The sequence below is a fragment of the Chryseobacterium sp. sg2396 genome, from assembly GCF_042610505.1.
In the GTDB taxonomy this organism is placed as follows: Bacteria; Bacteroidota; Bacteroidia; order Flavobacteriales; family Weeksellaceae; genus Chryseobacterium.
The window spans coordinates 263,281-288,903 of sequence record NZ_JBHGAQ010000003.1 but is presented as its reverse complement, the minus strand read 5'-3'; the positions used below and the strand labels follow the sequence as shown (position 1 = coordinate 288,903).

The following is a 25,623-nucleotide window of genomic DNA, read 5'->3' as shown; positions in this document are numbered from 1 at the left end:
GGATCGGTTTGTGGATAACTTTTAAATTCCTTTATTTTGGTAAAATTTAAATTAATAAATATTTAAAAATCAATTATTTAAATAAGTTTTAAATTAAAAACAAGTTTTCCACAAAAGTATTTACAGTATTGGTTATTATGGAGAAATAGTATGCGATGTCACTCCGGCAGAAATCCAAACGCGAATCTCTACAGCATGCGATTTTCGGAAACAAAAAAAAGCGCATGTCAAAAATGCGCTTTTACTGATATTGGAATATTTTCTTTTATTTAAACCCTTATTATCTCATAAACTGTAATTCGGCAAGCACCGGAAAGTGGTCGGAAGGATACAGCAAATTTCCCCTCCTGTCATTGATATGACGGTGCGATTTGATCCGGAAGCCCTTTACAAAAATATAATCGATTCTTTCCTGCGGAACTTCGTTGACATTGAATCCTGTGAAAGTCCCTTTTGGTCCGTAATGTTTTGTCTCCGAATGGTAGAAGGTATCTTCCAAGTTTTTCGACATGATCTTGATCGGCTCCGAATCTTCCGTCAGGTTAAAATCGCCGCTCACGGTTACCGGTAAATTTTTAGGATTGATTTCTTTGATTTTCTTTAAAATCAACTCTGAAGATTTAACCCGTGCTACATTTCCGACATGGTCGAAGTGCAGATTCAGGGCCATAAATTCCTTTTTTGATTTTTTATCTTTGAAAACCGCATAGGTACAGATTCTGTTTAAAGCGGCATCCCAGCCTTTTGAAGGCTTCTCCGGTGTTTCGGAAAGCCAGAATGTCCCGGAATGCATTACCTGAAGCCTATTGGTATCATAAAAGATAGCGGAAAATTCCCCTTTTTCTTTTCCATCGTCCCGGCCTACGCCTATATAATCGTAATTATTCAGTCCGTTCTTAATATCTTTCATCTGATCCGGCAATGCTTCCTGAACCCCAAAATAATCCGGATGATAGTAGGTCAGCAAATCGGTGACATCCTGCTTTCTGTTTGTCCAGGAGTTCTCTTTGTCGGAATCAACATTCAGTCTGATGTTAAAGCTCATTACTTTAAGATCCTGTGCAAATCCTAATGCAAAAGCAACCAGGAATACGATTGAAAATCTGAAATTCATTTTTTTACTTTAAAAATTAAGCAAAAATAAAGATTATGTCTCAGAGCGGGAATATAAATACCGAAGTTTATCATTATATTCTGTTCATAAAAGAGCAGGTTTTAAATTAAAATCCGAGCATTTGCCATATAATTAAAACCTGACAGGTTTGATTACGTACAGTAATATTCTAATGAAAAAGGCTGCCTTTTCAGACAGCCTTTTTACCAGTTAGCTATACACCATTAAGCGCATGCTATTATTTTTAATTTAAAACTTATTCTCTTGTAAACTTAAATTCCTTTCCGGCCTGGCTGAAAACAATGGTTTTCTTATCCTGGCTGAACGTCATGGAGATCTGCGCCATTTCAAAAGTAAAGGTATTGCTTCCGGTATACTCCAGCGGGAATGCCTGCTGGCCGGTAGCCTGGGCATACAGCTTATTATCTTTTTCCGTAAATGTGATTTTCAATGGAAGTTCCTTACTGCCATAAACCCCGGTAAAGTCTTTGATATTGATTTTCTCCACAGGCTTTGCCTGCGCGGAAGTCCATAGATTATTCTGGCTGTTGACATCGGGAATCTGTGAATTCGGATCCAGCCTCACCTGTTCGATTTCTTTATTGGAATCCAGTTTAAAAGTCCAGTCTTTATTTCGCTTCCAGACTTCGATCGGAAGCTTCACCATTTTTTCAGTTCCATCCTTGAATTTTACCTGTACAGTGGTCGGCATAGGCAACTGCCCGATATTTTCTACCGTAATCTGTGCTCCGTTTTTGAAATCGCCATTTACATATTTCACGTCTTTTATTCCCTGATCGATCTTCCATTTATTAATAAACCAGCCTCTCCAGAACCAGTTCAGTTCTTCGCCGGAAACATTTTCCATCGTATGGAAGAAATCCCACGGTGTCGGATGCTTAAAGGCCCATCTTTCAATATACGTTCTGAATGCCTTATCAAATTTTTCCGGTCCTAAAATCGATTCTCTAAGAATTCCCAAACCAAGCCCCGGCTTGTAATAGGCGAGGATCCCGATGCTGTTTTCTTTCATATTGTCCGGTCCTACCATGATCGGCTCAAAATTGTCGTTCATCAGGAAAGCACCCATCTGTGCGACATTTTTCTTTTCATAATATTCCCCTTTATTGAAAGCCTCTGTGGAAAGCTCGTTGATGAAAGTATTGAACCCTTCATCCATCCATGCAAAAAGTCGCTCGTTGGAGCCCACGATCATTGGAAACCAATTGTGCCCGAATTCATGATCCGTAACGCCCCATAGTTCGCTTCCTTTAGACTTCATGTGGCAGAACACAATTCCCGGATATTCCATTCCGCCTTCGTTTCCGGCCACGTTGGTTGCAGCAGGATAGGTGTACGGATACCATTTTGCGGAATAATGCTCAATGGCCGCTTTGGTGTATTCGGTGGATCTTCCCCAAGCATCCTTCCCTGCACTTTCTGCGGGATACGCTGAGATCGCCATTGATTTTTTACCATCCGGAAGGTTTATCCTCGCAGCATCCAGGATAAACGCCGGTGAAGAAGCCCATGCAAAATCCCTGGCCTGTGTGATTTTGAATTTCCAGGTTTTGGTACCTGCCTGCTGGTTTTTCCCGATCTCGGATTCCGTGCGGATCATTACGGTTTTGTCACTGTTTTTCGCCTGTTCCCAACGGTTATTTTCTTCTTTGGAGTATACTTCTTTAGCATTCAGCAATTCTCCTGAAGCCACTACATAATGATTGGCCGGAACAGTAATATTGGCGGTAATGTCTCCATATTCCAGGTAAAATTCGGAAGCCCCAAGATAAGGCATCGTATTCCACCCTAGCACATCATCGTATACGCACATTCTCGGGTACCATTGGGCAATCGTATAAACCTTCCCGTTTTTCGTATCTTCGATTCCCATTCTGTCGGAACCGTATTTTGGAGAAAGGAAAGAATATTCTATTTTAATCCGGGCAACACCTCCCTGCGCTTTCAGTTCAGAAGGAAGGTCAATCTGCATCCGCGTATCGGTGACAGTATATTTTACGTCTTTACCATCCAGCTTTACGGATTTTATTCTGTAACCTCCGTCAAATTCCTCACCATGTGCTCCGTTACGGCTTCCGGACATCGGCACTACCGCATTCCCTCTTGAATCTTTTGCGAATAAATTCTGGTCCAGCTGCAGCCACAGGAAACTTAATCTGTCCGTACTGTTGTTGGTGTAGGTAATTTCAGCAGTTCCGGTGATCTCATTTTTAGCTTCATTCAGGCTTACATTCAGGTTGTAACTGGCCGAATTCTGCCAATAGGCGTATCCGGGTTGTCCGCTCGCCGATCTTGTCGGCGTACCGGTCTGGGTGTAGAAAAACGGCTTAAAAGCCTCTACGTAATCGTATTTCGGGGCTTCCTGAGCATAAGCATTACCTGTAAAAGCAAAAATTGCAACAGCAGAAAGTAAATTGGGGAATTTCAATTTCATTAAATAAAAGATTTGAACATTTAAAAATAGGTAAAGAAAATCTCAGACTTGTTACAAAAAAAACTAAAATATCAGAAATTTTATCAATTGAGGTCTGCTTGAGTGACTTGCGAAGAAATAGGTAAATGTCTTTAAAAGAAAAGCCCTGACTACCATAGTAATCAGGGAAAATATTCAGTTTGATTTTTTCGCTTTGATCATCGCTTCAAGTGCATCCCACATTTCCTGCGGAATATCTTCCAGCATATTGAATTCTCCGGCACCCTGCAGCCATTCGCCGCCGTCTATCGTAACGACTTCCCCGTTCATATAAGCTGAATAATCGGAAACCAGGTACGCAGCAAGATTCGCCAGTTCCTGATGCTCTCCTACCCTTCTCAGCGGAACTTTTTTCCGCATATCGAATTTCTCCTGAAGATCTCCCGGCAGCAGTCTGTCCCAGGCACCTTTTGTCGGAAATGGCCCCGGCGCAATGGCATTAAAACGGATTCCGTACTTCGCCCATTCCACTGCCAGCGATCTTGTCATAGCCAGTACGCCGGCTTTAGCACAGGCCGACGGAACCACATAAGCAGAACCCGTCCAGGAATAGGTGGTTACAATATTCAGCACCGTGCCCGGCGTTTTGGAATCAATCCAGTGTTTCCCGATGGAAAGCGTACAGTTTTTTGTTCCTTTTAATACAATATCCAGAACTGCATCAAAAGCCGAATGGGTAAGCCTTTCGGTTGGAGAAATGAAATTCCCTGCAGCATTGTTTAACAGGATATCGATTTTACCGAATTCCTTTAAAGCCGCTTCCTTCATTGCTTCCACTTCATCCCAGTTCCGTACGTCGCAGGCTACGCAGAGTACTTTACCTCCCGTTTCTTCCTCCAGTTCTTTGGCTGTCCCCTGCAGTTTTTCCAGATTTCTGGATGTTATGACTACTTTAGCGCCCAGTTCGAGGAAATATTTGGTCATGGCTTTCCCCAGTCCGCTTCCGCCTCCTGTTACAATGGCTACTTTATCTTTCAGGGCTCCTTCCCGGAGCATCGGTTGTGTATAAAGATTCATAATTTTTATTTTACGGAGAAGAATTGTATTTATTATCTCAATCGTGTGTTCCGTAAATTTACTATAAAAATTTATTTCTCAGGATTAAAAAACTATGCGGAATATATAAAATAATTATGCGATAATATTCTGCAGCGAATAACCCATTATTCAAAGCATCTGCTTAATTAATATTAAAATTACATTAAATTCAAATTAAAAATATCACATTATCATTAAAATTGTAAATTTGTTTAAAAATACAAACCATCATGCCAAGCCTTGCTCCCAAAACAACTGTCCTTGGATTTTCAAATGCCTATCATCTTCTGAGACGGACAACCTATAATATTACAAAGGCAAAAATTCTCGACTTCGCTACCAAAACGCCGCAGCAGGCCCTCACGGAATTATTCACCTTCAGCAATCCGGTTCCGCCGTCACCGCTTAATAATGTAGGCGAGACGATTGTTCCTACGGCAGCAAACCCAACGATTACCGACAGCCAAAGTACGGCCAGCTTTGTGAAAAACGATCTGTACTGGTGGCTGCACAGCGCGTTAAAAGATCCTTCGGCACAGCACAAAATCGTGTACTTCCTCCACATCCTTTTTGTAACGGACGATGGCGCTTCATTCTGGACGAATTTCGATTACAGAGAGCTTCTGAGATTCCACACCAGCGGAAGCCTGAAAGATCTTGCTGTACGGGTTACCCAAAATGCGAGAATGCTGTTGTTCTTAAATAACAACCTGAACCAGAATACCAGCCCCAATCAGAACTATGCCCGGGAATTTCTGGAACTTTTCACGATCTTAAAAGGTCCGCAGATCGCTACGGGAAATTACACGAATTATACGGAAACCGATGTACAACAGGCTGCGAGAGTACTCACAGGTTTTTCACTAACCTCATCCATCCATCTTGATAAAACGGCAAGACTTACTTCACTGGATTCCGTTACCAATATTCCCACTGGCCAGGTTAAAGTAAATACCCATGATACAGGAACCAAAACCTTTTCTTCCGCATTCAGCGGACAGGCCATTACCGGAGGAACAACTGAAGCTACGATCAAGTCAGAGCTTCAGAACTTCATCAACATGGTATTTGATAAAGATGAAACAGCAAAAGCCTATTGCAGAAGAATATACCGCTATTTTGTAGGAAGGCTTATTACTACCGATATAGAAAACAGCATCATTGTCCCGTTGGCTGCTTCGCTGAAAGCCGATAATTATAATATTCTCCCTACGCTTACCACCCTTCTGAAAAGTAAGCACTTTTATGATGAAGAGGACAGTATTACTGGCGACCAGACCATCGGGAATATTGTACGAAACCCTGTGGAGCTTTATCTTCATATGTTTTCCCTACTTAATTTACAGCTTCCGGCGTACACTGCAAATCCTTCGGCCATCCACAGCCTTATGGGCGTCGTTGCGAATTATTCCTCCAATATGGGGATGCCGGTATTCAGCCCGCAGTCGGTGAACGGATATGCCGCCTATTCCAGCAGCCCGAATTACGACAAAAACTGGATTACGACCTCGTCACTAAGAATACGTTATAACAACACCATTGATTTCTTTATCAACGGACTGACGTATAACGGATTTACGTTTAAGCTGAACAATGCTGCTTTCGTAAAAGACAGCGGCTATTTTACCAACCCGGGAAATGCCGATACGCTGGTTACCGAATTCCTGCAGATGATGTTTGTGGAAGTCCCGGACGGTACTCGTTATGATGAGTTTAAAACCATTTTTTTGAATAATCTGAGCCCGATCAACTGGCAGAATGAATGGAACAACTATATCAACACAGGAAATGCAACCAATGTAAAAATCCCTATCGACCGTCTGGTAAAAGCCATCATCAAATCTCCTGAATTCCAAATACTCTAAGATCATGAACAGAAAAGACTTTTTAAAATTAATTTCTCTCGCAGGAGTAGGCGCTCCTTTCTATCTTAATGGAATGCCATCCCGGTTTATGAACCAGTTTTTGGATTTCCAGCTCAGCTGCGATGTTGTTAATGACCGTTCCCTGGTGATCCTGAGGCTGGCCGGTGCCAACGACGGACTTAATACGGTAATCCCCGTAAGCCAGTACAGCACCTACGCCGCATTGCGTCCTAACATTAAGATCAACAGCTCGGGAACGGGAAGCTATATTCCTTTAGACAGCACGGTATCTTCCGGGAAACTTGTCGGCCTGAATCCTTCGATGACGGGTTTTAAAAACCTTTATGATTCCGGGAAACTTTTGCTGATGAACGGGGTAGGTTACCCGAATCCGAATTATTCGCATTTCCGGTCGGAAAACCTGATGTTTGCCGGTAAGGACGGCACCGTCAATTCGGATCTGCTGGACGGGATATTCGGAAGATATCTGGGCGCTTTGTATCCGGGATTGGCCGGGAACCCAACCACCCTTAATCCCGATCCGCTGGCGATCCAGATGGGCAACCTGAATCCGTGCCTGTTTTATGAGCATACAACGGAGAAAAATATAGAGTATAATATGACGGGGTTCCAATCCAGCGTTTTCAGCAATTTAAACCTGATGAATTCTGAATATAATGATCTTCTAACCTATATTAAAGGTGTCGCTTCAAGCATGGATGCTTATTACAATCGGGTGATGCAGGTATTTAATGCAGGTAACAACTCTACCGCCACCTATCCCAATTCTTCATTGGGCAAGCAGCTGAAAACCGTAGCCCGGATGATCAAAGGGGGTAGCAAAACGAAAATCTTCCAGGTGAATCTTAGCGGCTTTGATACGCACGTTAATCAGGTACAGGCCGGAAGCACCCATTTGGGACTCCACGCCAATCTCCTGGGCGATATTGCCAATTCGGTAGCCGCTTTCCAGGCAGACATTCAGCAGCTGGGCATTGCGGACAAGATCATGACCGTCACCTTCAGTGAATTCGGAAGGCAGGTACGGGAAAACGGAAGTACCGGAACCGACCATGGCGATCTCGCACCGTTCTTTGTGATCGGTAATGCGGCAGCGGCAGGAATTCTGGGCGACCATCCGGTATTTACGAACCAGACCAGTTTTTACTACAACCAAAACCAGAGGAGATACGATTACCGGCAGATTTTTGCCTCGCTTCTCCAGGACTGGCTGGGAGCAAGCACGAGCCTTATGGTAACGTCTGAGCTGGATTATTATGTTACCGGAAACCAGAAAGTGGATGTTATTTCCAATGCACAGAAAGCAGGTACGGTCTGTGCAACAACATTAGGCACCTCCAGCGTGACTTCTGAAAAAGGCGTTAAAGTATATCCTGTTCCGGCAAGCCAATATATTTACGTGGATGTTGAGAACAGCAGAACGCCGGAAATAAAATACCAGATGCTGGACATGAGCGGACGGGTGATCCTTCAGCGCAGTGAAAAGCCGGCCTCCGAACGGATTGAAATCAATGTTTCATCAGTTCCGCAGGGAAATTACATTCTGAAGCTTACAGTGAATTCCGAAGAAATCAATAAAAAAATTGTGATTGCACATCATTAAAAACAACAAATTCCAAATAAAAACAGCCTGGCAGAAATGTCAGGCTGTTTTTATAACAAGATTAAAATTAATTAAGAAGCCACTACCGTTCCTTTGAACGAAAGGGTTTTAGGTGTTTTGCTGTCGCTGGTCGTAACGTTTACCGTTTTCATGAACGGTCCTGCGTTGGCAGCGTTATAGCTTGCTTCTACAAAACCTACTTTTCCCGGAAGGATCGGCGTTTTTGTATAATTCGCTGTAGTACATCCGCATGAAGGTGCTACATTTTCGATGATGATCGGCTTGTTTGACGTATTAGTAAACTCAAATCTGATCACTTTCGGTTTTCCCTGAGGAATATTTCCCACTTCAATAGATTCCGATTTCCATTTGATGGCATCTGCCAATACGCTTACTACAGGAGTACCTACGGAAGGCAATACGTTTGCATAGAACGGAGAACATGCTAAGACAGCAAGAAGTGCGGTAACTTTTAATTTTTTCATGATATACATTTTTAATGATGATTAACCGATAATTTTATTTAACAGAACAAATGTAAGCGGAAATTATGAATCGAGCCTGTTAACCGTTCTCAAACATTTGTTAATAAGTTGTTAATGATCAAAAATTAATAGATATTTTTGGATAATATTGTCCTGCAAATGGAAATCAAGAAACTCAATATTATCATTACGCTCGGCTTTGTGGCTATTATAGGTATCCTGATCGCCCAACTGCTTTGGACACGCCAGGCGTACAATCTTGAGGATAAAAAATTCAACCAGACGGTAAATATTGCCTTACTGGAAGTCGTGGAGAAACTTTCCGACGGAAAAGCCTCTTTTGCCGAAAGCCCGGTTCAGAATATTTCCAACGATTATTATGTAGTGAACATCAATAACGAATTTCATCCTGATGTCCTGGAGCATTACCTTAGAACGGAATTCACCAGATTCCAGATCAATACCGATTACGTGTATGCCGTTTACAACTGCCACAGCGATAAAATGCTTTACGGAAAGTATATTTCCAAAGATCAGGACGAAACCAACAATAAGGTGATTAAATTCCCGAAGCATAAAAACCTGGTGTATTATTTTTCCATTCGCTTTCCGAATAAAACAACATATATGATCAGTTCGCTCAGGTTCTGGTACCTGCTTACCTTTGCCCTGATCATTATCCTTCTGGTGTATGTCTACTCCATTTACACGATCATCCAGCAGAAGAAGTTCTCGGAACTGCAGCGGGATTTCATCAACAATATGACGCATGAATTCAAAACCCCTTTATCATCGATACTGCTCGCTTCGGAGGCGCTGACCAAGCAGAATGCGGTGAAGGAAAATCCCAAGCTCCAAACCTACACCTCCATTATTACCGATCAGGGCAATAAACTTAACCATCACATCGAAAAAATCCTGAATATCGCCAAGAACGATGCTTCAGGCTTATCCCTGAAACCACAACGGATTGTTCTAATGCCATTTATTCAGGAAATTGTTTCGACGATCAGACAGAAGAGTGAAAATGTTTCAATTGAGATTCATGTTGATAAAGACACTTCCATCATTGCTGACGAATTCCACTTTGCCAATATCATTTACAATATAATAGATAACTCCATTAAATATTGCGAGACACAACCCGTGATTATTATTTCTTCCCATACCGAACAAAAAGGCTTATCTTTAAAGTTTAAAGATAACGGAATGGGAATCCCCGCTAAAAATCTTCCTCATATTTTCGATAAGTTCTATCGGGTGAATACGCCGAAAAGTGAGGAGGTAACCGGTTTCGGACTGGGTTTGTTTTATGTCAAAAAAGTCGTCCGGCAGCACAACTGGAAGATCTCTGTGGAGAACAACAGCGACAAAGGCATTACCACCACCCTGTTTATCCCTTTTTAGTATTTTGAAAATACCATGGAAAAATCTAAAATTCTGTACGCCGAAGATGATCAGACCATCGCTTTCCTGATTCAGGACAGCCTTGAAAACCATTATGACATTTCCTGCTTCTCCGACGGCAAATCTGCCCTGGAAGCTTTTAAACGGGAGGATTTTGACATTTGCCTGCTGGATATCATGATGCCGGAAATGAACGGTTTTGAACTTGCCGAACAGATCCGCAGCAAAAATTCCGAGATTCCCATTATTTTCATTTCTGCCAAAGCACTCAAGGAAGACCGGATCAAAGGGCTAAAGATCGGGGCCGACGATTATCTGGTGAAGCCTTTCAGCATTGAAGAACTGATCTTAAAAATCGAAATTTTCCTGAGAAGGTCTAAGAAAACAAACAGCGCTCCGCAAAAATACAAAGTCGGAAAGTTCGATTTTGATCCTAAAAATTATACGTTGCAAGATTCTCAAACGACCATTACCCTTACCCAAAGGGAATCCGAGCTGCTTTTTTATTTTATCCGCCACAAAAATACGGTCCTGAAAAGACAGGAGATCCTGAAAGCCATCTGGGGCGATGATGACTATTTCATGGGCAGAAGCCTGGATGTTTTCATTTCGAGGCTTCGTAAAGTGCTTGCCCAAGAAGAAAACATCGTTATCGAAAACCTGCACGGGATCGGCTTCCGTTTTTCTGAGAAGTAGTTGTTTCTAACAATATAAGATCACACCCTTTTTGTTTAAGATTTAAATGAAAAGCACGCTACAGGTTTGCCATCCTGGTAAGATAGAACTCCTCTGGAGTTCTGATGCCGCAGAATTCTCATGTTTGCTACTACACAGATATTGCTCCTACGGAGCAAGGTGAAAAAAACCGAGCTTGATCTTCATCGGCTGGTTATGATATTGACCAGCAAAGCTTCCAGCACCCAGCATCCCTTTTCAGCCAATTCATATTAAATTTTTAAGCAATAAATCATTATCTTTTAATTTTTATAAATTTACCCTTCACAAAAATATCGTTCTATGAAAAGGTCAGGGATCGCTGCTTTTATCTTTCTTTTATTTTCAGGTTTTTACTTACAGGCTCAGCAATATGAAAAACTGTTTCTGTATGTAAACCCGCTGATCGGTACCGAAAAAATGGGCCATACGTATCCAGGCGCTACCGCACCGTTCGGAGCCGTTCAGCTAAGTCCCGAAACGGATACCATTGCCTATGAGCTGAACGGAAAATACAACGGTGAAGTGTATAAATATTGCGCCGGCTACCGCTATGAAGATAAAACGATCGTGGGTTTCAGCTCGACGCATTTCAGCGGAACGGGACACTCCGATTTGGGAGATTTCCTGATCATGCCGACCGTCGGGAAGCTACAGCTGAATCCCGGAACGGCTTCTCATCCGGAGAATGGCTACCGAAGCAGGTTTTCCCACCAGAATGAAACTGCCGAAGCCGGCTATTATAGAGTAAAGTTAGAAGATCATGATATTCTTGCGGAGCTCACGACGACGACACGTGTCGGCGTTCACCGGTATACTTTTCCGAAATCCGATCAGGCGCATATTATTCTGGATCTGATGGCCGGGATTTATAATTACGACGGCAAAAATATCTGGACATACATCCGTGTGGAAAACGGAACTACGGTTACCGGTTACCGGCAGACGAACGGCTGGGCCAGAACGAGAACCGTTTATTTTGCTCTGAAATTTTCAAAGCCTTTTACCGCATACGGCCAGAAAAATTATGATGGCAAACAGGTTTACAACGGATTCTGGAGAAAATTCAACCAGACCAAGAACTTCCCGGAGATTGCAGGGAAAAACCTGAAAATGTATTTTGATTTCAGTACGAATGAAAATGAAGCTATTGAAGTCAAGCTGGCGATTTCGCCGGTAAGCCAGGCCAATGCGCTGGAAAATCTTGAAGCGGAAGCGGGAAACCTTTCCTTCGATCAGGTGAAAGCACAAACCCAGGAAAATTGGAATAAGGAACTGAATAAAATCGTCATCAAAGGTTCAGAAACAGAGAAAACGAATTTTTATACGGCGATGTATCATACGTTTATTAATCCTACGGTATACACTGATGTCAACGGAGAATACAAAGGGCTTGATCAGAACATCCATAAAGCGGAAGGATTTACCAATTACACCACCTTTTCCATTTGGGATACTTACCGTGCGCTGCATCCTTTCTTTAATATCATTCAACCGAAGCGAAACGGTGATATGGTACGATCGATGATGGAGCACTACAATCAGTTCTCCATGAAGATGCTGCCGATCTGGTCGCATTATGCCAACGACAACTGGTGCATGAGCGGTTATCACAGTGTAAGCGTTGTGGCCGATGCAATCATCAAAGGCAATTATTCCGGAGATGCCGGGGAAGCTCTGAAAGCCTGTGTGGAAACGGCCAACAAAAGAGATTACGAAGGTATTGGGCAGTATATTGATTTGGGTTATATCCCGGCTGAGAAAAACGGCACTTCAGTTTCCAACACACTGGAATATGCTTACGATGACTGGGCGATTGCACAGTTGGCCAAACATTTGGGAGAAACGGAAATTTACAATACGTTTATCAAGCGTTCCGAAAACTGGAAAAACAATTTCGACAACAGTATCGGATTTATGCGTCCGCGGTTGGCCGATGGAAGCTTCAAAAAAGACTTTAACGCGCTGAGTACTCACGGACAAGGATTTATCGAAGGTAACTCCTGGAATTACAGCTTTTTTGTCCCTCAAAACCCGGATGAACTGATCCGGATGATGGGCGGAAAGAAAAAGTTTACCTCCAAACTCGATGAGCTGTTTACGATGCATCTGCCGGATGAATTTTTCGCCGATACGGAAGACATTACCCGCGAAGGAATTATCGGCGGTTATGTCCACGGAAACGAACCGGCGCATCATGTAGCCTACCTTTACAACTGGGCAGGCCAGTCATGGAAAACCCAGGCCCAGGTAAGACGGATCCTGGAAATGCAATACAAGGCTGCACCCGATGGACTGGGCGGAAATGATGATGCCGGACAGATGAGTGCCTGGTATATTCTGAGTTCCTTGGGGTTTTATCCGGTAGCTCCGGGATCGGAAGATTATGCGATTGGAAGCCCCGCTGTCGATCATGCAGCTCTGCATCTGGAAAACGGAAAAACGTTTGAAATTGAAACGGTTAATCAAGGACCGAAACATGTATATGTGCAGAAAATCCTATTGGACGGAAAAGAGATTAAAAATTTCACATTGAAACATTCGGATATCATGAATGGAGGAAAGCTTACTTTTTATATGGGTGCTAAACCGAAAAAGTAGGTTTTGATTTTTATGTCCCACGGATTCTCACGGATGTTTGCGCCTATTCTTGGCGTGCTTTAAAATTAACTTTTCAATTTTAAGTAATCCTGATTATTAATTTTGAATTACCATGAGATTTGATAAATAGTTACGAAGATGATAGAAAAACCATCCTCACCTATAAAAACATGTGGTTTAAAAATTTTAACATAACGTAACTTCGCAAAATAACCAGTTCCGGTTTTGGAAGAGGTACACATCAATACTTTTTTATCTTCACACGAGATCACTCTCCTTAGCAACAATCGATACTTTCAAATATAGTAAAGACAGAACCGGGAGATTTACTAAACAATAACAAAAAATTGTACATAACTTTTATTTCAGGCAGTATCTATTAGGCCGGACCTTCCTGAATCTATGATTCCAATATACCTTTCCAACATATTTCTGGATTTTATGGAATTTTGGATATCAGTTCCTTCCGTGCAGAAGGCTTATCGATTCCCGGAATTATGGAAACTTCACTGGCAAAAGCAATTGACGCGATTGCAACAGACTAATACTCTTTAAATAAACATCAGAAAAAAACCTTCTCAACAATTTGAAAAGGCTTTTTTTATTATTTTCTAAGCTTCAAAAAGCAACCGTTCCCCGAATTTTCCTTCATTGATTTTCCCGTTATCATAAACAAGATTTCCGTTAACAAACGTATGGGTAACTTTAGAGTGCAAATTCATTCCTTCCAGCGGGCTCCAGCCGCATTTGTACAGGATATTTTCTTTGGCAACCGTCCAGTTTTCATTTAGGTCTACCAATACGAGATCCGCTTTGTAACCTTCTCTGATAAATCCTCTTTTTTCAATCCTGAATAAAATAGCCGGATTATGGGCCATTTTTTCAACGATTTTCTCCAGGGAAATTTTGCCGTTCTTATAATTTTCCAGCATTACCGTGAGAGAGTGCTGAACCAATGGGGCTCCGGACGGGCATTTGGTATAGACATTCTGCTTTTCTTCCCAGGTGTGTGGTGCGTGATCCGTCGCAATAACATCGATCCGGTCGTCCAGCAGAGCTTCCCAAAGTCCGTCTTTATCGTGTTGGGTTTTTACGGCAGGATTCCATTTGATCAGTCCGCCTTTCGTTTCGTAGTCTTCATTGGTAAACGTCAGGTGATGTACACAGACTTCCGCCGTAATTTTTTTATCTTTTAAAGGAATATCGTTTCTGAAAAGCTCCGTTTCCTTCGCCGTTGACAAATGGAAGACATGAAGCCTTGCTCCGGTTTTCTTTGCCAGCTCAATGGCTTTTGAGGAAGATTTATAACAGGCTTCTTCGCTCCGGATCAGGTGATGGAATTTCACGGGAATGTCTTCGCCGTATTCATCCATGTATTTCTGGGTATTGGCCTTAATGGTCGCTTCGTCTTCACAGTGAACCGCGATCAGCATCTTGGTATTGCTGAAAATATTTTCCAGTGTTTCCGGATTGTCCACCAGCATATTTCCGGTAGAAGAACCTAAAAACAGTTTGATTCCGGGAACGTTTCTCGGATCCGTTTTCAGTACTTCTTCTAGATTATCATTGGTTCCGCCCATCATAAATCCGTAGTTGGCGTAGGCCTTTTGAGCCGCAATTTCGTATTTATTGGCCAGCAGCTCCTGCGTTACGGCATTCGGAACGGTGTTTGGCTGATCGATAAAACTGGTGGTTCCGCCGGCAATGGCTGCCCTGGATTCCGTTTCGATATCTCCTTTATGTGTTAATCCCGGCTCGCGGAAATGCACCTGGTCGTCAATTACACCCGGCAAAAGATACTTCCCTTCGCCGTCGATTACCCGGTCGGCCGGCTCCGAAATTCCGGATTCTATTTTTGAAATTAATTCGTTTTCAATTAAAATATCGCTTTCAACAATCTTTCCTTCGTTGACGATTTTTACATTTTTAATTAAGGTCTTCATTTTTACTTTTTTTGATTAGCTGTAGGGGTTTCTGAAATCAAGCATTTTACCTGCGATGAAACGCTCAGTTTTAGGACTCCAAACTTTGTCAATGTTCTGAGCCTTTGACAAAGTTTTCCAAAATTAAGGTTTATGAATGAATTTTAACCCCACCGATAAAAAATCAATTTCTAAATATTTACATTTGCATAAAATTTCAGATTTTGAAGAAACTTCTCAACGAGACTATTATTTATGGAATCGGGGCGATTATGCCCAGAGTCATTTTATTTATTTTAAATCCTTTATATATCGATCAGATTGATAAAAAAGAATTTGCCATATTTTCAAATCTTTATGCACTGATCTCTTTTGTCAATATCCTGCTTTCTTTCGGATTTGAAACTGCTTTTTTTCGTTTTTCTTCAGATAAAGACAATCAGAAAAGGACATTCAATACTTCATTCTGGTTTCTGTTTGGATTATCTACAATTTTCCTTTTAAGCTGCCTCATTTTTGCTCAGCCCATTGCAGATACGCTGAAATACTCATCAAATCCTGAATATATCCGATGGTTTGCATGGATTGCATTTTTTGATAACCTTTGTGTTATTCCATTTGCCTGGCTTCGTTATAACAACAAACCCATAAAATATTCATTGGTAAGAGTACTGCAATCTCTTTTTCAGACTGCACTTACGCTTGCTTTATTTTTATATATTCCGTTAAGTTTTTCACAGGATTTCGGATTAAAGGAAAAAGTTTCGTTTCCTTTTTATAGTAATCTTGCAGCAAGTTTTTTAGGATTTATTCTACTGCTTCCTGTAGTCTTTAAGGTTAGGCTTGATTTTTCAGCCGATCTTTTCCGCAAAATGATTTCATATTCATGGCCGATTATGATTGCCGGGCTGGCTTTTATGTTCAATGAAAATTTTGATAAAGCCATTCAGATCTGGTTTATTCCAGAGGGCGATGCGGGGGCTTACGGAGGATGCTATAAACTGGCCGTACTGATGACACTTTTCGTAACCGCTTACAGAATGGGGATCGAACCTTTCTTCTTCAAACAGATGAATAATGAAAATGCAAAGGATACTTATGCTAAAGTAACTGAATATTTTACGTTTTTTGCTTCAACGGTTGCCATGGGAATTATAGCTAATATTTCATGGTTAAAACAAATTTTAATTCCAAGCAGCTCTTATTGGACAGCCATTGATATTATTCCGATTATTGTTATTGCCAACCTCTGCTTTGGTATTTATTATAATTTTTCCACTTGGTATAAGGTGACGGACAGGACCAGGATCGGAACTGTAATTTCATGGCTTGGAGCAGGACTAACTATTGTTTTAAATCTATTATTTTTAAAGAAATTCGGCTTTATGGTTTCTGCCTGGGTTACTTTTATTGCCTACTTTACTATGATGATCACTTCCTATTTATTAGGCCAGAAATACTACCCGATTCCATACCGTATAAAAAAGATGACATTGTTCCTAGGAATGCTTATGCTTTTCAGCTACATTATCGTTGTCTTTTTCGATTACAACCTATGGATCGGAAACCTTTTATTTATTGTATATACGGGAATTTTAGTTTATTCTGAAAAAAATATGCTGCTGGCGAAAATCAGGAAGTAAGTTTTGGTCCTTGTTTTGCTAAATACCTGTTCCGTCTTAAATTATAATCTGATATTGGAAATGCATGACAACACATCGCTTTTATTGTTATCTTTATCAGAAATTAAAACGTACTAAACAAAAAAACATATTCATTTATCATCTATGAAAATTATTGTTCCTATGGCTGGACGTGGATCAAGATTACGTCCGCACACCCTTACCGTTCCGAAACCGCTTATTCCGATTGCCGGAAAACCGATCGTACAGCGATTGGTGGAAGATATTGCTAAAGTTGCTGGGGAAGAAATTGAAGAAGTAGCCTTTATCATCGGGGATTTCGGTTCGGAAATTGAGAAATCGCTTATTCAGATTGCTGAAAAACTGGGAGCAAAAGGAAGCATATACTACCAAAACGACCCGCTGGGAACGGCACATGCCATCAAATGCGCAGAACAGTCGATGAGCGGAGATGTTGTTATTGCCTTTGCCGATACGCTTTTCCGGGCAGACTTTATTCTGGATAAAAACTCAGACGGCGTAATCTGGGTGAAAAGCGTTGAAGATCCTTCCGCATTCGGAGTTGTAAAACTTGATAACTACGGTTTTATTACAGACTTTGTGGAAAAACCGCAAACTTTCGTTTCCGACCTTGCCATTATCGGGATCTACTATTTCAACAGTGCTGAAAAACTGATGGACGAGATCAACTACATCATGGATAACAACATCAAAAACGGTGGTGAATACCAGTTGACGACAGCATTGGAAAACCTCAGGGCAAAAGGAGCAAAATTCACCCTGGGAAAAGTAAATGACTGGATGGATTGCGGAAACAAGAATGCTACCGTAGAAACCAACAGCAAAATTCTGGAATATGAAAGAGAAGCAATGAACATTCACCCTGCTTCTGCTATCATCGAAAATTCCCTGATCATCCCACCATGTTTTATCGGCGAAAATGTAAAAATTTCCAACTCAAAAGTAGGTCCGGGCGTTTCTTTGGGTAACAATACGGTAGTTGTTAATTCTAATATTGAGAACTCGTTGATCCAGGAAAACACACAAATCAACCACGGAAACCTTTCCAACTCGATGATCGGAAATTCGGCTCAGTATTTTGGGGTAGCGAGAGAAATTTCATTGGGCGATTATTCCGTTCTTGATTTTCTATCTAAATAATTTCTTCAGATCAGAAAATATTTACCTCAAATAAAATATATTCAGGCCACACAAAATGTTTTGTGTGGTTTGGCGTTAATATTGCAACGATTTATCAAATTTCCTTCATGAAAAAGTGGATTCCGTTACTTATCCTCACCTTACTGATTTATAGCTGTAAATCCCGGAAAACGGCCGTACAAACGGATCAGAATTCAGATAGCACTGCTGTGGTGGTGGCTGATCCTGATGACATTTCCACCGACGGAAAGAATGTGGCAGACCGTCTGGATTTTTACCAGAAGATTTACCTTCACCCCCAGTTTGACCATTTAAAAATAAGCAGCAAGATTACAGCAGATAACATCAGGGTAAGTCCATTGGATGCCATTATTTATATTGAAACCGATAAAAAAATATGGGCAAAAATTGATTTCCTGTTCTTTAATGCGGCAAGGGCACTCATCACTCCGGAAGGGATCAAAGCCGTGGACAAGTACAACAAAAATTATATCGATTCAGATTTTGATTATTTAAATAACCTTCTAAATGTTAATTTTATTGATTATAAAAACCTGGAGAAACTGCTGTTGGGAAGGACATTTTTCACCATCAGCAACAGGAATGCAAGAATCGTCAAAAACAACGATGGTTATCTGGTGGAATCAATTTCCAATATTAAAATTGAGACAAAGGATGGACAACGCGAATATAAAATTATGATGCAGTACTCCGATGATTTTAACCTGATAACCTTAAATCTCCGGGATGCCAATTCAAACGATTCCATGCAGATTGAGTACAACGACTGGGAATTGCAGCCCAATAATGTGAGGCTGCCTAAAAATGTTAAAATAATTATAAAAGGAAGCAAAAACAGCCAGATTTTAATAGAAAATACGAAATTTGATTTTTCTAGGATGGACACACCCTATTCTGTGCCATCCAGTTATAAGAAAATTGAGATTCAATGATTAAAAAATTTAGCTTTTTAATAGGTATTTTACTGTTCGGATTCTACCATGGGCAGAGTCAGAAAAAAGAACAGCTGCAAAAGCAAAATGCTGAACTTAAAAAACAAATTGCACAAATAAACACCGACCTTGCAAAGACGAGAACGGAATCGAAATTATCCGTCGCTTATCTTGAAAACGTTAATAAAAAACTCGCCTTAAGGGAAAAGGTGTACACCAATACCCAGAAGGAAAAAAGGTTTATTGAAGATGATATTTACCTGCGGCAGTTAGAAATAAACCGGCAGAATCGCGAACTTAAAGTACTGCGTGACAATTACGCGAAAGTGCTTGTTAATGCTTATAAAAACAAAGGCGTACAGAACAAGGTAACTTTTATTCTCTCCGCCAAAAATATGGGGGAAGCAATAAGGAGGGTTCAGTATTTAAAACAGTATTCTGATTATCAGGATAAAAAAGCGGCCGAAATTACGAACGCGGCCAACAAAATAAAACAGACCATCGCTCAAAAGCAGAACTCAGTAAAAGAAAAGGCAAATCTTTTGGTGAATCAGCAGAAAGACTTAACCACCATCAATGCTGAAAGGGCCCAGAAAGAACAGCTGGTAACAGAATTCAAAAAAAATGAATCCAAGCTGACGGCTGAGCTGAGACAGAAACAGACGCAATCCAAAGCACTGGAAGGGCAGATCAGAAGCATCATTGCCGAAGAGATAAGAATAGCCAAAGCAGAAGAAGAAGCAAGGAAAAAAGCTGAGGCAGAAAAAATACGTTTAGCCAAAATAGCTGCAGAAAGGGAAAAAGCAAGAATAGAAGCAGAAGCTAAGGCCCGCGCAGAAGCATTGGAAAAAGAAAGGCTGGCTGCTGAAGTTGAAGCGAGGAAAGCCCGGGAACTAGCCGATAAACGCGCCGAAGAAGAGAGAAAACGTAATGAAGAAGCGGCCCGCTCTGAAGCTACGGCAAGAGACGAAGCACGGAAAGTAGCCGCAAAAAAAGCCTCCGATGAGGCTTCAGCAAAGGCCAAAGAGGCCTCGGATAAATTGATAGCAGCAAGAGCAGCAGAAGCAGCTTTGGTAAGGAAAAAAGAAGACGACAAGAAAGCAGCGGAAAGCAAAGCTATGACGAACTATGGTGTAACAACTGTAGCAGGAAGCAATTTTGCCGATAATAAAGGTAGATTGGGATATCCTGCAGATAAAATCGGACAGATTACCCATCGTTTCGGAAGACACCCTCATCCTGTATTTAAAAATATAGATGAAGAGAATAACGGAATTAAAATTTCCGTACCCGCCGGGACACGAGCAAAATCCGTATTCCCGGGAACCGTATCTTCGGTTCTGGCAAATAGTGACGGAACAAAAACTGTGATGCTGAGACACGGCAGCTATTTTACCATCTACTCGAACCTTGGAAGCGTAAGTGTTTCCAAAGGCCAGCAGGTCTCCGCAGGGACACCGGTCGGGGTAATCGGACAGGATTTTGACGGTACGTATACGCTTGATTTTCAAGTATGGAATGGAAGCACACCAGTAGATCCATTAGGCTGGGTTTCTTATTAAAAAAAGATTAACTTTGTAAAAATTTTAGAAATGAATACATTAGCAATATTGTCATTATCTTGGCAACACATCCTGATCGTAGCGATCCTTCTTCTTTTACTTTTCGGAGGTAAAAAAATCCCTGAATTAATGAGAGGAGTAGGTTCCGGTATTAAAGAATTTAAAGACGCTGTAAAGGAAGAAGATAAGCCGGGCGCAGAAAACAAACCGACTAACAATCCCCCTTCAGGAAACTAAAAAGTCTTTTTACCCGATGAATTTTACCGAGACTGCATGGAAAGTCTTCAATAGATCTATTGAAGATTATCATGTTTTTGATGATGTCAACACCCAGATTAACAATCCGTTCGAAAAAGATACTTTGGAACGGATTTTGTATGCAAAGAACTGGATTGATACCGTTCAATGGCATTTGGAAGATATAATAAGAGATGAAAATATTGATCCGGCTGAAGCTCTGCTTCTTAAGAGAGCAATAGATGCATCCAACCAGAAAAGAACTGATCTGGTGGAGTTTATTGACAGCTGGTTTCTTAAAAAATACGAAAATATAATTCCGAAACCTGATGCAAAGATCAATACGGAGACTGTCGCATGGGCGGTGGACCGCTTATCTATTCTTGCATTAAAAGTTTATCATATGTCGTTAGAAGCCAACAGGGAATCTGCTTCAGAAGAGCACAGGGCCAATTGCCAGGCCAAACTGGATGTTCTTCTTACCCAGCAGGAAGATCTTTCGACCTCTATTAATCAGTTGCTTGCTGATATTGAGAACGGTGACGTTAAGATGAAAGTGTACAAACAGATGAAGATGTACAACGATGAGAGTCTTAATCCAATCCTTTATCAAAAGGGGCAGCAAAAATGAAACGAATATTTTTTTTTGGAGTACTAATCATCACTACATCTTCGTGTACAACGGAAAAGCCAAACTTTTCTCCGTTGTCAAACAGCTTTTATAGTGATGCCAAAGGCTCTGATTCGGATAAAGGCACAAGGAACAGCATTGAAATGAATGTAAAGGAAAACATAAATGCTTCTGAAATTTCCAATATTACAGCTACCTTTCCACAATTTAAAAGTACAGCTCTAAATACCGAAGTTACCGCATTAAAATACAGCCTGCAAAATTACCTGTATGCCATTGATGCCAATAATATATCCGGAAAAAACAAAGCCCTAAAAGACTTCGAAAAATCATACAAAAAGATTCAGAAACTAAGACAAAATCTCAACAGTGACGATAATGAGGTTCTCAACAGGTATCTGGTTCGGCTGAAAAGCAACGTTTCAGCCATTGAAGATTCTATAAAAAGAAATTAAAACCAAAGGAAATCAATGATTAAAATTCAGGCGGAATCCAATGTTCCTACGGAATACGGAATTTTCCGAATGATCGCCCTCTCCGAAAATGAAAACGACTGGATGCCGCACATGGCCATCATCGCGGAAAACACGGATTTTTCCAAGCCTGTAAACGTGCGTTTCCATTCGGAATGTATTACTGGCGAAGTTTTCCATTCAAAAAAATGTGAATGCGGACAGCAGTTGGATGCTGCCATGAAGTACATCCATGAAAACGGCGGAATTATCATTTATCTTCGCCAGGAGGGAAGAAATATCGGAATTATCAACAAACTGAAAGCATACGCTTTACAAGAACAGGGTTTTGATACGGTAGAAGCCAATCTTAAGCTCGGTCTTCCTGCAGACGACAGAAACTTTGGTGTTGCCATTGAGATTTTACATTTGCTTGGCGTAAAAGACATCAACCTGCTTACCAATAATCCCGAAAAGGTAAAGTATGTACAGGAAAGCAATATTCATCTGAATTCAAGACTTCCCTTGCAGATCCCGGCTAATGAGATCAGCAGAGGATATCTGAAAACCAAAAAAGATTATTTCGGCCATCTGCTGGATGATAATGGAATTAACCATATATAATTAACAGAACGTAAATAAAATAAAGCTCCGGGAAATATTTCCCGGAGCTTTTTTGTAATTATAAAAACTGAAAAGATATATTCTTATTATTTTGTAACTGTCGTCTTAATTACCTTTGATTCATCAAGATTATAGTATTTCACAACAGCATTATAATCGCTGTAATCTACACTTGCTTTACCGGAGCTTGCAGGAACCAAGACTATTCTGAATGTCTGATTGTTTAAATAACTGGCAGCTTCCGTTGAAGACATAGTAGAAAGATTAAAATTCGCGTTATCAATTCTTATCTGTACATTTTGAGAATCGAAAACGAAATTATAGTCGAATTTTCTGGCTGAAGTTGAGGTTGCCGCGTCCAAATACCATGTGTATGGAAGTTGCTGCCAGGCGTTACCGGCTTTCCTGTACACAAGCACAACATCTGTACCCTGAATATTAATTCCCTGTGTAAATGCATAACTGTTCCCATTGTTAAAAGAACCTGTAATATCTCTCATTTGAGAATAAGTATCGTTATCCTGAACAGGATTGTTATCGTTGTTATCACAACTGAATATAAAAAGGCTTACAAAAGCCAACAGTAAAATCGGAAGAATTTTTTTCATTTTATAAAAGTTTAGTTGTTTATTATTTATGAAGCGTATTCAAATCATATACCAAAAAACTCAAAAATATGGTTTCCATCATTTTTTTAATTGTATTTTTGTTCTTATTCAATCATTATGAAGAAATTGGTTTATACATCACTCTTTATTTTCCTTTTTTTAAGCTCAGAACTTACAGCTCAATACGTCCCGAAAGACCTTTCAAAAAAAGAAATGAAAAAGGCTGACGAATGGGTAAACAAAACGTATAGAAATCTTTCTCAGGACGAAAAATTAGGCCAGCTTTTTATCGTTGCCCTTTATACCAACCGGGGAGAAAATGAAATTGAAAAAGTAAGGAGCATTGTTTCCAATGATAAAATAGGCGGACTGATCCTGATGCAGGACGATGCCGCCAGAGAAATCAACCTGGTGAATGAATTCCAGCAGAAATCCAACGTTCCCCTAATGATCGGAATGGATGCGGAATGGGGCCTGTTCCAGAGAATCCCTGCCGCTCATAAATTTCCCTGGGCCATAACATTAGGTGCCATTCAGGACAAATCCTTAATCGAGCAAATGGCTGCCAAAATCGCGGAAGACTGCCACCGGATGGGCATCAACTGGGATTTTGCACCGGTAGTCGATGTGAATACCAATCCGAATAATCCGATTATCGGCAACAGGAGCTTCGGTTCGGAGGTAAACAATGTGGTAAATTCCGCTCTATCGTATGCGAACGGCCTGCAGAACAACAATATACTGGCAGCAATCAAACATTTCCCGGGACATGGCGATACGAATACGGATTCCCATCTGGATCTGCCCGTGGTTTCCCATAATCTGGAAAGACTGAATTCTGTGGAAATTGCTCCTTTTAAAGCATTAATGGATAAAGGAATCGGCGGGGTGATGGTGGCACACCTGTATGTTCCTGCCCTTGAATCCGGCAAAGGAATTCCGGCTTCCGTTTCAAAAAACATTATTACCGGATTATTGAAAGATAAATTAGGCTATAAAGGCCTCATTATTACCGATGCTTTAAATATGGGCGCTGTGGCCAACAAATACAAACCCGGAGAGCTGGACGCCATGGCTTTTAAAGCCGGAAACGATATTATGCTGTTCTCACAGGGCGTTGCCGAAGGGAAGAAATTAATACAGAAAGCTATTGACAAGGGAGAGATTCCGCAATCAAGAGTGGAGGAAAGCGTAAAGAAAATCCTTCTGACCAAATATTTTCTTGGCCTGGATAAATACGAACCTAGAAATCCGGAAAACATCAATCCGGATCTGAACAACGATTCCCATAAAATGCTGGTTCAGAATATATATTCCAATGCCATCACCTTATTGAAGAATGACAAGAAACTCCTCCCTTTAAATGGAAAAGAGATTTATTATGTTCCTTTGGAAGAAGCACCTTACCAGACCTTCGCCAATCGGTTGGGGACAAATATCATCATTAAAAAAGCGACTGAAATCAATACCATTCCGGCAAACTCTACAGTGATCGTAGGTTTCCATAAAGATAATTCTACGGCTTATAAACCTTATAAAATTTCTGACGCCTCAAAGAAAACCTTAATGGATTTAACGAAAAACCAGAATGTGATCCTTACCGTTTTCGGAAGTCCATACGCTCTGAAGGATATTGACATTTCCAGTGTGCCGACCGTATTGGTTTCTTATGAAAACAATGACGATTCCATGACAGCTACGGCCGATGCGCTAAAGGGGAAAACGGTCATCCACGGCAGGCTTCCTGTTTTGGTAAATGATACCCTAAAACCGGGAATGGGAATTGATTTAAAATAATTCACAAAAATAAATTCTACAAAACAAATGATGTTAAAAATCAGTAAACTTTTAACGGTTTTGGTTGTTACCGTTTCTTTAAATATAAAGGCGCAAAAATTTGATGCTGTCCTGTATTTTCTGGATGGGAGTAAAAAAACAGGAAAGGCTGATATGGTGTCCAACGAAGAGACCAAATTGGCATTCATAGAAAATGGCTCTAAAAAGAAGGAAAAAATTAAGATTTATCTACTGGATAAAGTTGAATACATTAACCTGAATAACAATCAGTCCGTGACAGTGGAATTTAAGGAATTTACTTATTATTTTTTATCTGACAAACCTAAAACCGGGTATTGCTGGATGAAAAAAATAAATTCAGGCGAAATTTCAACCTATGTTGCTTATGCCTTTGATGGAGGAGTCAATAACGGATATCATTACACCGTAACACCCTCTTCTCACGAATATTTCTTCTTTCAGTATAAAAATGAAAAACCCCAGGAAATCTACATTAATAACAGTATCTGGACACTCAATAAAAAGCAGATGCTGAGAAGAATGGTTCGCAATTTCTTTAAAGATAAATGCCCGAAACTTGTAAGTGATCTTGAGGCAGAAAAAATAGTAATAACTAATAATAATCCTGAGGCATTACGCCAGTATTATAACGAGAACTGTAGTACAAAAAATTAAAAAATACCCACAAAAT

Annotated in this window: 21 protein-coding genes; 15 read left to right on the top strand and 6 right to left on the bottom strand. The window is 40.7% G+C overall.

Features of this window, described 5'->3' with window-relative positions; translation table 11 throughout:
• Positions 1–280: 280 nt before the first annotated feature.
• The 3 genes from ACED20_RS04775 to ACED20_RS04765 form a co-directional block, all read right to left on the bottom strand.
• Positions 281–1,114: an endonuclease/exonuclease/phosphatase family protein gene (locus ACED20_RS04775; protein ID WP_294199118.1), complete on the bottom strand. Its 834-nt coding sequence runs from the start codon at positions 1,112–1,114 to the stop codon at positions 281–283.
• Between the two features lie 256 nt (positions 1,115–1,370).
• Positions 1,371–3,569: a M1 family metallopeptidase gene (locus ACED20_RS04770; protein ID WP_294237413.1), complete on the bottom strand. Its 2,199-nt coding sequence runs from the start codon at positions 3,567–3,569 to the stop codon at positions 1,371–1,373.
• Between the two features lie 174 nt (positions 3,570–3,743).
• Positions 3,744–4,625 (bottom strand): SDR family oxidoreductase, encoded by an 882-nt coding sequence (locus tag ACED20_RS04765; protein ID WP_294199120.1) that lies wholly within the window; start codon positions 4,623–4,625, stop codon positions 3,744–3,746.
• Between the two features lie 251 nt (positions 4,626–4,876).
• On the opposite strand from ACED20_RS04765, the gene ACED20_RS04760 reads away from it, so the two are divergent.
• On the top strand, positions 4,877–6,511 hold the full coding sequence (locus tag ACED20_RS04760) for a DUF1800 family protein (protein WP_294237410.1): 1,635 nt from the start codon (positions 4,877–4,879) through the stop codon (positions 6,509–6,511).
• A 4-nt stretch (positions 6,512–6,515) separates the two neighbouring features.
• Positions 6,516–8,135, top strand: coding sequence for a DUF1501 domain-containing protein (locus ACED20_RS04755; protein ID WP_378103643.1), 1,620 nt, complete (start codon positions 6,516–6,518; stop codon positions 8,133–8,135).
• Positions 8,136–8,206: 71 nt separating this feature from the next.
• Here ACED20_RS04755 and ACED20_RS04750 read toward each other — a convergent pair whose 3' ends face one another.
• Entirely contained in the window at positions 8,207–8,620 is a 414-nt protein-coding gene (locus ACED20_RS04750) for a DUF1573 domain-containing protein (protein ID WP_294199123.1), read from the bottom strand.
• A gap of 159 nt (positions 8,621–8,779) precedes the next feature.
• On the opposite strand from ACED20_RS04750, the gene ACED20_RS04745 reads away from it, so the two are divergent.
• The 3 genes from ACED20_RS04745 to ACED20_RS04735 all read left to right on the top strand — a co-directional run bounded on the left by ACED20_RS04745 (position 8,780) and on the right by ACED20_RS04735 (position 13,342).
• The gene (locus tag ACED20_RS04745; RefSeq protein WP_294199124.1) at positions 8,780–10,027 is read left to right on the top strand and encodes a sensor histidine kinase KdpD; all 1,248 of its coding nucleotides are present in this window, start codon (positions 8,780–8,782) and stop codon (positions 10,025–10,027) included.
• A 15-nt stretch (positions 10,028–10,042) separates the two neighbouring features.
• Complete coding sequence (locus tag ACED20_RS04740) at positions 10,043–10,723, top strand: response regulator transcription factor (RefSeq protein WP_294332552.1); 681 nt, start codon at positions 10,043–10,045, stop codon at positions 10,721–10,723.
• Positions 10,724–11,044: 321 nt separating this feature from the next.
• Positions 11,045–13,342, top strand: coding sequence for a GH92 family glycosyl hydrolase (locus ACED20_RS04735; protein ID WP_345767150.1), 2,298 nt, complete (start codon positions 11,045–11,047; stop codon positions 13,340–13,342).
• A 611-nt stretch (positions 13,343–13,953) separates the two neighbouring features.
• Here ACED20_RS04735 and ACED20_RS04730 read toward each other — a convergent pair.
• Positions 13,954–15,285 (bottom strand): dihydroorotase, encoded by a 1,332-nt coding sequence (locus ACED20_RS04730; protein ID WP_294266452.1) that lies wholly within the window; start codon positions 15,283–15,285, stop codon positions 13,954–13,956.
• Between the two features lie 203 nt (positions 15,286–15,488).
• On the opposite strand from ACED20_RS04730, the gene ACED20_RS04725 reads away from it, so the two are divergent.
• From ACED20_RS04725 to ribA, 8 genes are all read left to right on the top strand, one after another.
• A complete protein-coding gene (locus ACED20_RS04725) occupies positions 15,489–16,907 on the top strand; it encodes an oligosaccharide flippase family protein (protein ID WP_294266455.1) in 1,419 nt (472 codons plus the stop codon).
• 144 nt (positions 16,908–17,051) lie between these two features.
• The gene (locus ACED20_RS04720; protein WP_294203589.1) at positions 17,052–18,068 is read left to right on the top strand and encodes a sugar phosphate nucleotidyltransferase; all 1,017 of its coding nucleotides are present in this window, start codon (positions 17,052–17,054) and stop codon (positions 18,066–18,068) included.
• 107 nt (positions 18,069–18,175) lie between these two features.
• A complete protein-coding gene (locus ACED20_RS04715; RefSeq protein ID WP_294203587.1) occupies positions 18,176–19,021 on the top strand; it encodes a DUF4292 domain-containing protein in 846 nt (281 codons plus the stop codon).
• Positions 19,018–20,583 carry a peptidoglycan DD-metalloendopeptidase family protein gene (locus ACED20_RS04710; RefSeq protein WP_294203586.1) on the top strand — a complete coding sequence of 522 codons (1,566 nt, stop codon included), beginning with the start codon at positions 19,018–19,020 and terminating at the stop codon, positions 20,581–20,583. The genes ACED20_RS04715 and ACED20_RS04710 overlap by 4 nt, the downstream gene beginning before the upstream one ends.
• A gap of 30 nt (positions 20,584–20,613) precedes the next feature.
• The gene (locus ACED20_RS04705; RefSeq protein ID WP_294203585.1) at positions 20,614–20,820 is read left to right on the top strand and encodes a twin-arginine translocase TatA/TatE family subunit; all 207 of its coding nucleotides are present in this window, start codon (positions 20,614–20,616) and stop codon (positions 20,818–20,820) included.
• 16 nt (positions 20,821–20,836) lie between these two features.
• Positions 20,837–21,451 carry a DUF4254 domain-containing protein gene (locus tag ACED20_RS04700; protein ID WP_294203583.1) on the top strand — a complete coding sequence of 205 codons (615 nt, stop codon included), beginning with the start codon at positions 20,837–20,839 and terminating at the stop codon, positions 21,449–21,451.
• Positions 21,448–21,906, top strand: coding sequence for a hypothetical protein (locus ACED20_RS04695; RefSeq protein WP_294203581.1), 459 nt, complete (start codon positions 21,448–21,450; stop codon positions 21,904–21,906). Before ACED20_RS04700 ends, ACED20_RS04695 begins: the two co-directional genes overlap by 4 nt.
• A 15-nt stretch (positions 21,907–21,921) precedes the next feature.
• Complete coding sequence (gene ribA / locus ACED20_RS04690) at positions 21,922–22,527, top strand: GTP cyclohydrolase II (RefSeq protein WP_294203579.1); 606 nt, start codon at positions 21,922–21,924, stop codon at positions 22,525–22,527.
• 86 nt (positions 22,528–22,613) lie between these two features.
• On the opposite strand, the gene ACED20_RS04685 is transcribed toward ribA, so the two are convergent.
• Positions 22,614–23,135: a hypothetical protein gene (locus ACED20_RS04685; RefSeq protein WP_294203577.1), complete on the bottom strand. Its 522-nt coding sequence runs from the start codon at positions 23,133–23,135 to the stop codon at positions 22,614–22,616.
• Between the two features lie 117 nt (positions 23,136–23,252).
• Here ACED20_RS04685 and ACED20_RS04680 point away from each other — a divergent pair, with 117 nt between their 5' ends.
• On the top strand, positions 23,253–24,932 hold the full coding sequence (locus ACED20_RS04680) for a glycoside hydrolase family 3 protein (protein WP_294237398.1): 1,680 nt from the start codon (positions 23,253–23,255) through the stop codon (positions 24,930–24,932).
• Positions 24,933–24,959: 27 nt separating this feature from the next.
• Entirely contained in the window at positions 24,960–25,607 is a 648-nt protein-coding gene (locus ACED20_RS04675) for a hypothetical protein (RefSeq protein WP_294237394.1), read from the top strand.
• Positions 25,608–25,623: the final 16 nt, after the last annotated feature.

Bases quoted from the DNA above. Each gene is read 5' to 3' on its own strand.
- ACED20_RS04685 (WP_294203577.1), bottom strand. From the start codon at position 23,135: ATGAAAAAAATTCTTCCGATTTTACTGTTGGCTTTTGTAAGCCTTTTT.
- ACED20_RS04720 (WP_294203589.1), top strand. From the start codon at position 17,052: ATGAAAATTATTGTTCCTATGGCTGGACGTGGATCAAGATTACGTCCG.
- ACED20_RS04775 (WP_294199118.1), bottom strand. From the start codon at position 1,114: ATGAATTTCAGATTTTCAATCGTATTCCTGGTTGCTTTTGCATTAGGA.
- ACED20_RS04740 (WP_294332552.1), top strand. From the start codon at position 10,043: ATGGAAAAATCTAAAATTCTGTACGCCGAAGATGATCAGACCATCGCT.
- ACED20_RS04715 (WP_294203587.1), top strand. From the start codon at position 18,176: ATGAAAAAGTGGATTCCGTTACTTATCCTCACCTTACTGATTTATAGC.
- ACED20_RS04735 (WP_345767150.1), top strand. From the start codon at position 11,045: ATGAAAAGGTCAGGGATCGCTGCTTTTATCTTTCTTTTATTTTCAGGT.
- ACED20_RS04745 (WP_294199124.1), top strand. From the start codon at position 8,780: ATGGAAATCAAGAAACTCAATATTATCATTACGCTCGGCTTTGTGGCT.
- ACED20_RS04675 (WP_294237394.1), top strand. From the start codon at position 24,960: ATGATGTTAAAAATCAGTAAACTTTTAACGGTTTTGGTTGTTACCGTT.
- ACED20_RS04750 (WP_294199123.1), bottom strand. From the start codon at position 8,620: ATGAAAAAATTAAAAGTTACCGCACTTCTTGCTGTCTTAGCATGTTCT.
- ACED20_RS04695 (WP_294203581.1), top strand. From the start codon at position 21,448: ATGAAACGAATATTTTTTTTTGGAGTACTAATCATCACTACATCTTCG.
- ribA (WP_294203579.1), top strand. From the start codon at position 21,922: ATGATTAAAATTCAGGCGGAATCCAATGTTCCTACGGAATACGGAATT.
- ACED20_RS04700 (WP_294203583.1), top strand. From the start codon at position 20,837: ATGAATTTTACCGAGACTGCATGGAAAGTCTTCAATAGATCTATTGAA.
- ACED20_RS04710 (WP_294203586.1), top strand. From the start codon at position 19,018: ATGATTAAAAAATTTAGCTTTTTAATAGGTATTTTACTGTTCGGATTC.
- ACED20_RS04680 (WP_294237398.1), top strand. From the start codon at position 23,253: ATGAAGAAATTGGTTTATACATCACTCTTTATTTTCCTTTTTTTAAGC.
- ACED20_RS04705 (WP_294203585.1), top strand. From the start codon at position 20,614: ATGAATACATTAGCAATATTGTCATTATCTTGGCAACACATCCTGATC.
- ACED20_RS04730 (WP_294266452.1), bottom strand. From the start codon at position 15,285: ATGAAGACCTTAATTAAAAATGTAAAAATCGTCAACGAAGGAAAGATT.
- ACED20_RS04755 (WP_378103643.1), top strand. From the start codon at position 6,516: ATGAACAGAAAAGACTTTTTAAAATTAATTTCTCTCGCAGGAGTAGGC.
- ACED20_RS04770 (WP_294237413.1), bottom strand. From the start codon at position 3,569: ATGAAATTGAAATTCCCCAATTTACTTTCTGCTGTTGCAATTTTTGCT.
- ACED20_RS04765 (WP_294199120.1), bottom strand. From the start codon at position 4,625: ATGAATCTTTATACACAACCGATGCTCCGGGAAGGAGCCCTGAAAGAT.
- ACED20_RS04760 (WP_294237410.1), top strand. From the start codon at position 4,877: ATGCCAAGCCTTGCTCCCAAAACAACTGTCCTTGGATTTTCAAATGCC.